The organism is Acinetobacter ihumii, from assembly GCF_900625095.1.
Lineage (GTDB): Bacteria > Pseudomonadota > Gammaproteobacteria > Pseudomonadales > Moraxellaceae > Acinetobacter > Acinetobacter ihumii.
Genome location: NZ_LR130771.1, coordinates 1 through 8558, shown reverse-complemented (window position 1 = coordinate 8558; position 8558 = coordinate 1). Strand labels below are relative to the sequence as shown.

At 34.5% G+C, this 8558-nt stretch carries 10 protein-coding genes; 4 read left to right on the top strand and 6 right to left on the bottom strand.

What is annotated here, in order from left to right; genetic code table 11:
• The 3 genes from E0D95_RS15350 to repM all read right to left on the bottom strand — a co-directional run.
• Positions 1 to 1518 (bottom strand): catalase (locus E0D95_RS15350; protein WP_130804997.1); only part of this gene is annotated, 1518 nt, incomplete at its 3' end.
• A gap of 459 nt (positions 1519 to 1977) precedes the next feature.
• Positions 1978 to 2523: a plasmid replication DNA-binding protein gene (locus E0D95_RS15345; RefSeq protein WP_171478603.1), complete on the bottom strand. Its 546-nt coding sequence runs from the start codon at positions 2521 to 2523 to the stop codon at positions 1978 to 1980.
• Between the two features lie 68 nt (positions 2524 to 2591).
• Entirely contained in the window at positions 2592 to 3527 is a 936-nt protein-coding gene (gene repM, locus E0D95_RS15340; protein ID WP_130804995.1) for a replication initiation protein RepM, read from the bottom strand.
• A 1392-nt stretch (positions 3528 to 4919) separates the two neighbouring features.
• Here repM and E0D95_RS15330 point away from each other — a divergent pair.
• A complete protein-coding gene (locus tag E0D95_RS15330) occupies positions 4920 to 5111 on the top strand; it encodes a hypothetical protein (protein ID WP_048763283.1) in 192 nt (63 codons plus the stop codon).
• Between the two features lie 66 nt (positions 5112 to 5177).
• Positions 5178 to 5609, top strand: a complete 432-nt coding sequence (locus E0D95_RS15325) for a hypothetical protein (RefSeq protein ID WP_130804994.1) — start codon at positions 5178 to 5180, stop codon at positions 5607 to 5609.
• 81 nt (positions 5610 to 5690) lie between these two features.
• Here E0D95_RS15325 and E0D95_RS15320 read toward each other — a convergent pair whose 3' ends face one another.
• Positions 5691 to 6299: a hypothetical protein gene (locus tag E0D95_RS15320; protein ID WP_130804993.1), complete on the bottom strand. Its 609-nt coding sequence runs from the start codon at positions 6297 to 6299 to the stop codon at positions 5691 to 5693.
• A 489-nt stretch (positions 6300 to 6788) separates the two neighbouring features.
• On the opposite strand from E0D95_RS15320, the gene E0D95_RS15315 reads away from it, so the two are divergent.
• Both E0D95_RS15315 and E0D95_RS15310 read left to right on the top strand, forming a co-directional pair.
• The gene (locus E0D95_RS15315) at positions 6789 to 7076 is read left to right on the top strand and encodes a BrnT family toxin (RefSeq protein WP_120366266.1); all 288 of its coding nucleotides are present in this window, start codon (positions 6789 to 6791) and stop codon (positions 7074 to 7076) included.
• Positions 7063 to 7374, top strand: coding sequence for a BrnA antitoxin family protein (locus E0D95_RS15310; RefSeq protein ID WP_130804992.1), 312 nt, complete (start codon positions 7063 to 7065; stop codon positions 7372 to 7374). Before E0D95_RS15315 ends, E0D95_RS15310 begins: the two co-directional genes overlap by 14 nt.
• A 32-nt stretch (positions 7375 to 7406) precedes the next feature.
• Here the strand turns inward: E0D95_RS15310 and E0D95_RS15305 are convergent, their stop codons facing one another.
• Positions 7407 to 7652 (bottom strand): hypothetical protein, encoded by a 246-nt coding sequence (locus E0D95_RS15305; RefSeq protein WP_130804991.1) that lies wholly within the window; start codon positions 7650 to 7652, stop codon positions 7407 to 7409.
• A 212-nt stretch (positions 7653 to 7864) separates the two neighbouring features.
• Positions 7865 to 8558: catalase-related domain-containing protein (locus E0D95_RS15300; RefSeq protein ID WP_284690735.1), on the bottom strand; the 694-nt coding region annotated here is incomplete at its 5' end.

Below are 8558 nucleotides of genomic sequence, written 5' to 3'. Positions count from 1 at the left end.
TGCAACGTACGTTGCGAGATCTTCATCAATATTAACTAAAATTCGATCAATAACTCGTTGGCGAATTGCTTCATCTTTTACCTTAGATAATTCAAATGCGTAAGCATCTTTTATATGCTGTTGCTCATGCTTTTTTAAACTGGTGTAGTGAAGCGTCGCTTGAGAGAAATGATCAGCAAAGCTTTCAGGGCGAACACGTAATTTGCTTGCCTCGATAGGTTCTGGATAAGAGCTAAAAGCTCCTTTATCTTGAACAGCCTCACGTGGCCAATTTTCATCTACTGAATTTGGCTCATAATTCGCCTTTCCTTTGTAAACTTCATGATTGGCGAAACCTCCACGTCGATTGGTATGAAATGGACATACAGGTTTATTGATTGGAATTTGATTGAAATTGGCTGTACCTAGACGATGCAGATGCGTGTCTGTATAGCTAAATAAGCGTCCTTGAAGTAAAGGGTCATTACTGAAATCGATTCCTGAGACAACATTTGCAGGACTGAAAGCAACTTGCTCCGTTTCAGCAAAGAAATCATCTGTATTACGGTTCAGAATGAATTTACCTAATGGTGTTACTGGAACTAGCTCCTCAGGCACAAGTTTTGTTGGATCTAGTACATCAAAATCCCATTTTTCAGCTTCTTCTTCTGTAAAAATTTGAGCCCCAAGTTCCCATTCTGGATAGTTTCCCTTTTCAATTGCATCCCATAGATCACGACGATGGAAATCAGGGTCCTTACCATTGAGTTTCAAAGCTTCATCCCAAACAACCTGAGCAACGCCTTGTTTTGGTGTCCAATGAAATTTCACCAAATGGGCTTTGTTTTCGGAATTAATGAATCTAAATGTATGTACACCAAAGCCTTGAATAGAACGGAGGTTGCGTGGAATAGCACGATCGGACATAACCCAAGTTGTCATATGTGCAGTTTCAGTATTTAACGATACAAAATCCCAAAACGTATCGTGTGCTGATTGACCTGTCGGAACTTCATTAGGGTCTTCAGGTTTAACTGCATGGACAAGGTCAGGAAATTTAATTGCATCTTGGATGAAAAACACAGGGATATTATTCCCAACCAAATCGTAATTTCCCTCTTGAGTATAAAATTTAATAGAGAAGCCACGAACATCTCGAACAACATCTGCAGATCCACGTCCACCTTGAACCGTGGAAATACGGGCAAAAATTGGTGTTGGCTTAGTTGTATCTGTCAGGAATTGCGCTTTAGTCCATTTCTCATTGCCTTTATAAGCTTCAAAATAACCATGTGCGCCAAAACCTCGAGCATGCACAACCCGCTCTGGAATACGTTCACGATCAAAATGGATCAATTTATCTCGCAATAGAAAATCTTCAAGTAAAGTTGGTCCACGGTCACCAATTTTTAGACTATTTTGATTATCTAATACTGGAACACCTAATGAACTTGTAAGAGTCTTACCTTTAGGATCGACATAACTTTCCTGTTCAAATTGGGCAATTTTAGAGTTGTCGTTATTGAGTGGCTTACTCATTATATTTTCCTCATTTATATTGTTAGATAAGGCTGAAAGATTTAGATTGGTAGTCTTATAGTTATAAAAATCTTATCTGATAATTAATAATCTTCTTTTAGCTAATACCTATTCACAACATTAAAACAACAATCGAAATATCTAAGTAGTTATGCGCTATTGATTCAAATCGTATTGAGATAACTATATTTGAAAACCCTAAAAAATTGAGGCATTAGAGGGGAAAATGTAGATGGCTTACAGTTAAATTATAAGATAGGTAAATATTTAAATTATTTAAAATTAACATAATACGCCTTATGCGAAATCGACTGTATTAGTTTAATTATTTCAATAAGTTGTAATCCATAAAAAAGCCTAGTTTGAAGAAACTAGGCTTTTTTATGGATTCTTCACGTTCCACGCCTATTCTTTGATCAAAGTTCCACGACTTTATTCATTTTACTTAAACAATCTTGGTTAATCATAGGGTCTAAAAAACCGACTCCAAAACCCTCTTTTCTCTGGCTCTTGTTCAACATGTTCTGGTACTGGAATACGCTTATTTTCTATTTCAACTGGAGTAGTCAATACGTCATCTTTTGGCTCAGGTTCTGACCGAGGATCTGTTACTATATCTTGGTTAGATTTTTGATTGGTAAACGTAGTTATATTGGTTCTTGGGGCTTCTAGCAGTCGTTGTATTGCTTCTATTTGATTGTCTTTTGCTTCTAACTGTTCTCGTTGGAAAACTTCTCGCTCATGTGCAAGTTCTAGCTGTTTTTTTAGTATGTCTACCTGTTGTTTTAGCATGTCTACTTCTGTCTCTTTTTGTACCGTAGTAGACTGTAACGTGGTTACATTATTGTTTTTATTAGATGGTTCGCCAAATACTCGCATGGCTTCAGATAAATCTATTTTCCCATCACTATTTTTTGATAAATCTCCTTTATTTATACGCTTATAAATACTTTGTCGATTCATCCCGTAAAGTTGTGATAACTCAATAACAGATAGCGCTTTCATCATGTAACCCAAGTAAAAATCTGTATGCTTGTAGACAATAATTAATCATGTAACGTTACATCAGAAGTTTAACGATAGCCAACTTTTTCAAGATAAGGATGTAATTCTTGAAATTTAGCAGGATCTTGAAGCATTTCAGCAATTCTTATTGCAAACTGTTGATAGCTTTCAGTGCCCTGAGAGTATTTCCCCATTTCAGGTAATTCTGAAAGCTTGTTAGCAAATAGGTGGCGTTGAGCATCTGTTATTTTGGAAAAAATATCTAATGTATTCGGATCTTTCTTACGTTCTATTGCTTTGTTCGGATTTCTTTTTTGTTTGAAGCTAAAAGAGAACCCAGAAATAGAGCGACCTTCTTTATGCTGTTCAACTTTAACGATGATATCTGTATGTTCATTTATCTGTTTGACTGCTGATTCAAGTACACGTCGTTTAAATGTATCTAGTCTTGGATAATCATCTGAAGTTAAGCCGAGCTTTGAACGAAAGTCAGAAACTTCAAATATAGGAGTCTTACCCACTTCACGCCATGCTATAAGCAACTCATAGAGTCGAATGGCATATTTTCCTGTTAATTGAGTAACTTGTTTTAACTGATAACTTGTAAATTGTTTTTCTAAACGTGTAATTAAGGGTACTACATCCATTGTAAAAGTAACCTCTAAGGTTGCAGCATCATCAATATAAGAAATATTTTGAACCCATCGAGAAATTACTTTCTTTGATTTTCCTGTTTTTTCATCAATTGTTTGATAGCTAAACTGTCTACCAAAAAGATTAGTAACTGCTGTTTTTAGGGCTTTGTAGGCGGCATGCTTATTAACATTAAATCTACTCATATAGTCACTGGCATGGATCCGTAGCCTGGTGTTTGCATCAATCCCTGTTCTTGTTTCTCTTGCCTGTAAGATAGCCAGTAGAATTAACCGTTGTTCTACGGTATCTAAATTATAACTCGCATTAATTAAAGCGTTATCTTTTACTATTAATTCATTGGTAGGCATTTGCTACACCTTTATTATACATGGTGTTATTACACCATTATTGATCAATGGTGTAAATAGGTGACTTTTTGGTGTTGTATAGGTGACTTTTTGGTGTTGTATAGGTGACTTTTTGGTGTTGTATAGGTGACTTTTTGGTGTTGTATATCCCCTGTATATACTGTAAATAAAGGCTTTCAGCATGCCTAAAAACATTTAAAAGCTATTAAAAATAATTAAAAGCCTCGTCTGGTCAAAATTGCCCTTGGTTTTCGCTTCGCTCAAACTCTATTGAATCTCGCTTTCGCTCGATTCGGGGGCAATTTTTTGGCTCTTTCCGTTGTGAATTTGAGAAAAAGCAAAAGCAAGAGCAAAAGGAACTCGGAATTCGCTTCGCTCATAAAGCTTTATGCTCGCTTCGCTCGGTCTAGACTCAAATTTCTGCATCTAAACTTCACTTTTTTAGGTTAACAAACCTAAAAAAGCGGTTTTTCAGAAGGCCGAGGCGCGAATTTTGGGACTGTCGCTCGTAGACACTCGCTTGGTTGAGGTGTTCTAGTCGTTTATTGAGGCTGTGTCATTTGCTTCTATTTGCGTTTAGAGGCACTTTTTTGTTTTTTAGGTACTGATCTCTATTTAAGTTTGAAATGATCGCTCTATGGTGAAAATACAGCGTTTAAATTTGGTGTTTTTAAATTGTCCTCTAAAAAGTCTAGTTCTGATTTCATCTCTTGTTCTAAATTTTGCTTCTGATCAGTAGATCAAAATGTCTTCTTAAGCTTTTTCAGTAAAAGTAATAATCAAGCACTATCTTTGTGGTCATTTCAGTCAATTGGTTTTCTTGGAAGTCGGTACATACCGACAATTTTTAGTTCACACACCACGCATCTAAAGATGATAACCCTCAAACCTTTGCCAGATATGGTTTTTATAGTTTTTTTTATCATATAGAAACTGTTTCAAAAAAATGGATAAAAACTGCTGTAAATTTTTGTTTTTAAATAAAAAATAAACTTTCATTGGTTTTTTCAAAAAATATCCAAATTTTTGATTTAAAGTATTGAAATATAATGTAAAAATAACTTTCAAACCAACTTTCAGAATATATCTTAAAATTAAGGTTAATTTATTGAAATTATGGAAGAAATTGATGAAAGTTTAAATTTTTAAGTTTCAGAATCGTGTACAAAATTCATGGAATTTTTTATGCTAAGAATTTGATTTATATGATTATTGTTCTGTACATGGGGTTGTACAAAAATAAACGCTATTTTTGATCTAAGCATATGAAAATTATAAAAAATAATATGTACACATGGATCATACAATAATGTACAAATTTTAGTGGCTAAATTAGGTATAAAGTATTGAAATTTATTAAAAATCAATATGTACAATCCAAGGTTACTTCTTATGTCAACAGAATTAGTCAATTCAGCCAATATTATCCCTTTTCCTAAGCCATGTACCTTCTGTGAATCAACGCAACATGTACAACTTTTTGCTGGGCTGATGCTTTGTAGGAGTTGTCAGGAAAACATCAAAATTACCAATCCAGGAATGTTTGAGGCTAATGATCAGATTCAACAAAAAGCCCAGGATTAACCTGGGCTTCGTATAAGGCGTATTATGTTAATTTTAGATAATTTAAACACTATAGAGGAATAAAAAATGGGGGAATGGTCAGAGTATTTCGAAGATTTTCCAGAAGAGAATCCAGCAAATTACCCTAATCGAGGTACAGATCTTGGTCCACGTTCAAAGTATTTTCCAGATTGGCATGAAAGCCAATTAACAAAAGCGGAATTAGCTGAAGTTGCTAAAAAAATAGAAGCTGAAAATGCAGAACTTGAAAGGCAAGCAGAAGAAAAAGCAAAATACATACAAGATGCAAAATCTCATCCTTTGTTTCTGGTAGATATTTGCCCAATATGCAATTTGAAAACAATGAATATACATCAAATCAGTGATGATCATTACTTTGGCGAATGCCAGGAATGTGGCATATCTGATACTGATACAAAACCAGAAAAAATTTTGGAGAAAATTGAGAATCTCATTTGGAATCAGTCTCAAGATTTCGATCTTGATGAAAAATTTTAATGTCCAAGAGGCCCTAATCTTAGATCAGGGCTTCATTAATCGGTATTATGTTGATTTTAGGAAATTATTTATCGGTTCTTTTTAAGTTATGTGTAGAATTCTACAAATATCATTTCTGTCTCTCATTTTCGATGTATCAAACTTTTGATACCCAATTAAGATCCTTGAAGGGTCATCGATTTCTTCTTCTATACTGAACCTCTCTAAATAATCTTGAATCTGTGTTTTAGTACATTGTTCAGTAATAATAAAGCTTTCTGTCCCAATACTTCTAGCATACTCAAGATCATAAAAATCTGGTTTATAGGTGGCTATAAGTTCCCCTCTTTCATTAGTTGATAGGTCTAAGTAGGGGCTATAGATATACCGCACATCATCTGGCCATATAATGTACATTGGTGGATATACAATTCTATCTATCATTATGTAGAGTTCTTCTAAAGAAATTTTATGCTTCCAATGAGCATCTCTCATACGATCTATAACTTTGCTTAACCCGTCTCTAGATGATTGAATATCAAATATTTCTGTTTCTAAATCTGGATATCTTGTTTGAAGTGCTATATGACTTTTACAGCCTAAAAATCCGGCTATTAATTCATAAGAATGAGCTGAACCCAGTACTAATTTTTTATCTAAAAATTTACTAATCAGCTGCTTTGATATTTTACGTGTGAAGTTTGTAGACATAAGAGTCCCCTATTTCATCAAGATCTGCATTCCCATTGAGCATTTAAGTGGGACGATCTGACGTATAGAAGATCAATTTAGAGATGCTTTTAGGTTGCTCAAAGCCAGAGAATTAACTCTTTCCCCGAGTTAATACGTATATTTTCATACTAAGAACTAATATTTTTTTTGTCAATTTAAAAGTGAATTGTGATCTCAGCAACAGATAAAACTCTAAACATATTTTGAATCATTAATAGTCTTCCTATACTCTGATTTAACATAATGGCGCTTATGCGAAATCATTCTTTATTATTTTAATTAAATCAATAACTTGTGAATTTTACATAATCCTAAAAAACACCAAAAAGCCGACACAGAAACAAGTCGGATGCTTTTTAAGCAATTTTGTCATTTTTAGCCAATAATTTTGACCAAAATTTACGTATTATCGCTTGTGTGATACAATTTTATGATACATTGTTGTATATACAAATTTGAATGTTTTTTATGGAACAGTACTTTGAATGGGATGAAGCTAAGAATCGAAAGAATCAAAAAAAGCATGATATCTCTTTCGAAACTGCAAGCCTTGTTTTTGATGATCCATTACGGATCTCAATCCAAGACAGACATACCGATGGTGAAGAGCGTTGGCAAACCATTGGAAGAGTTAAAGGCGTATTAATGCTCTTAGTGGCTCATACCATCTTTGATGAAGATGACTGTGAAATTATACGGATCATTAGTGCAAGACAGGTTACCAAAGCAGAGCGAGATAAATATGAGCATGGTTAGATATACACGCAAAGAACTGAATGAAAATTTCAGTGACAAGCAAGATGCTGAAATTAAACGCTTACTTGCTAAAGGTACTGTGCCAGATGATCAATTAGATTTATCTGATATTCCTGAGATTACCGACTGGGGTAATGCAGTTCGCCATGGACAATTTTATCGTCCAGTGAAGCAACAGACCTCGATTCGTCTTGATGCAGATGTCCTTGCGTGGTTTAAAGCGCAAGGCAAAGGCTATCAGACACGTATGAATGAAATTCTTCGAGATGCAATGCTGAAAGAGCTAAAAAAACATTAATGAGAAAGGGAGCTGATTGCTCCCTTTTTTAATCAATATTTCCCTTCAGTATCTGTAAAAATAATAATTTTCCATCGAATAGAACTCAAATTGGAACCATGTTGATGATGATTCTGTGGCGGAAACTTATCTCCCTTATTCGATGTAATTTCTTTATTACAGCCTGTACATTTATATATCCCAGAATGTGGAACTTGATCACTAGGACTATATACTTTTTCCCATCCATCCCAACTTGGAATGTGTTTCAAAACACTAGAGTCAGCATAAACTGCCATAATTGAACCTCAAAAATTTCAGATAGAATATTTTATGAGCTTCATATAAAAAAAATTATATTTCAATACTATAAGTGATCCATAGCGACATGCAATGTCGTTTAAAGATGAAATCTAAATAAGAGCTGACTTCTTATAACGCCCATTATGTTAAATGGTATCGGATTTAAAAAGCCTAGAACTAAATATTGAGTCTAGGCTTTTCCATATCTTTATGCTGGGATACCTGCCACTACATCTTCTCGCGACCAAAGTCTGTGGTTTTGTATGGCTAACTTGAAGTCATCCTGTTGATCCATAAATGACTTGCTACTGAAAACAGCATCATCTGATTGAATACCAAGATAATCAATAAGTGCTTTCTTATCATCAATTAAATAAATCGGTTTCAAATGTTTATAAGTCTCTAGAACATAATGTTTAGCAACACCATCGGCTTTAAATGTATCCAAATTATCACCATCAATCACAACAACAGCATCATAAGTTACTGATGGCTCACCATTTTGGCGACCATCTACGGCAATCTCTTTGCCATCTTTTGATTTAACTGGAGCTGAACTTGGAGCTAGAATTTCTGCAACAGCATTTTCACTTTCCGCCCATGCTTTAACGGCATCTACTGAATTTGTATTTGACCCATCATGTACAAGTACTGCGATTTTACGTTGTTTAATATCTGGAGCAGGGAAAGCATCAATACTAAGTTTCTCTGAGGTTTTGACCTGACTTTGTTTCTTATTTTCAGGTTTGGTTGATGGTTTTAAACCGAGTTCATTTGCAACGTACGTTGCGAGATCTTCATCAATATTAACTAAAATTCGATCAATAACTCGTTGGCGAATTGCTTCATCTTTTACCTTAGATAATTCAAATGCGTAAGCATCTTTTATATGCTGTTGCTCA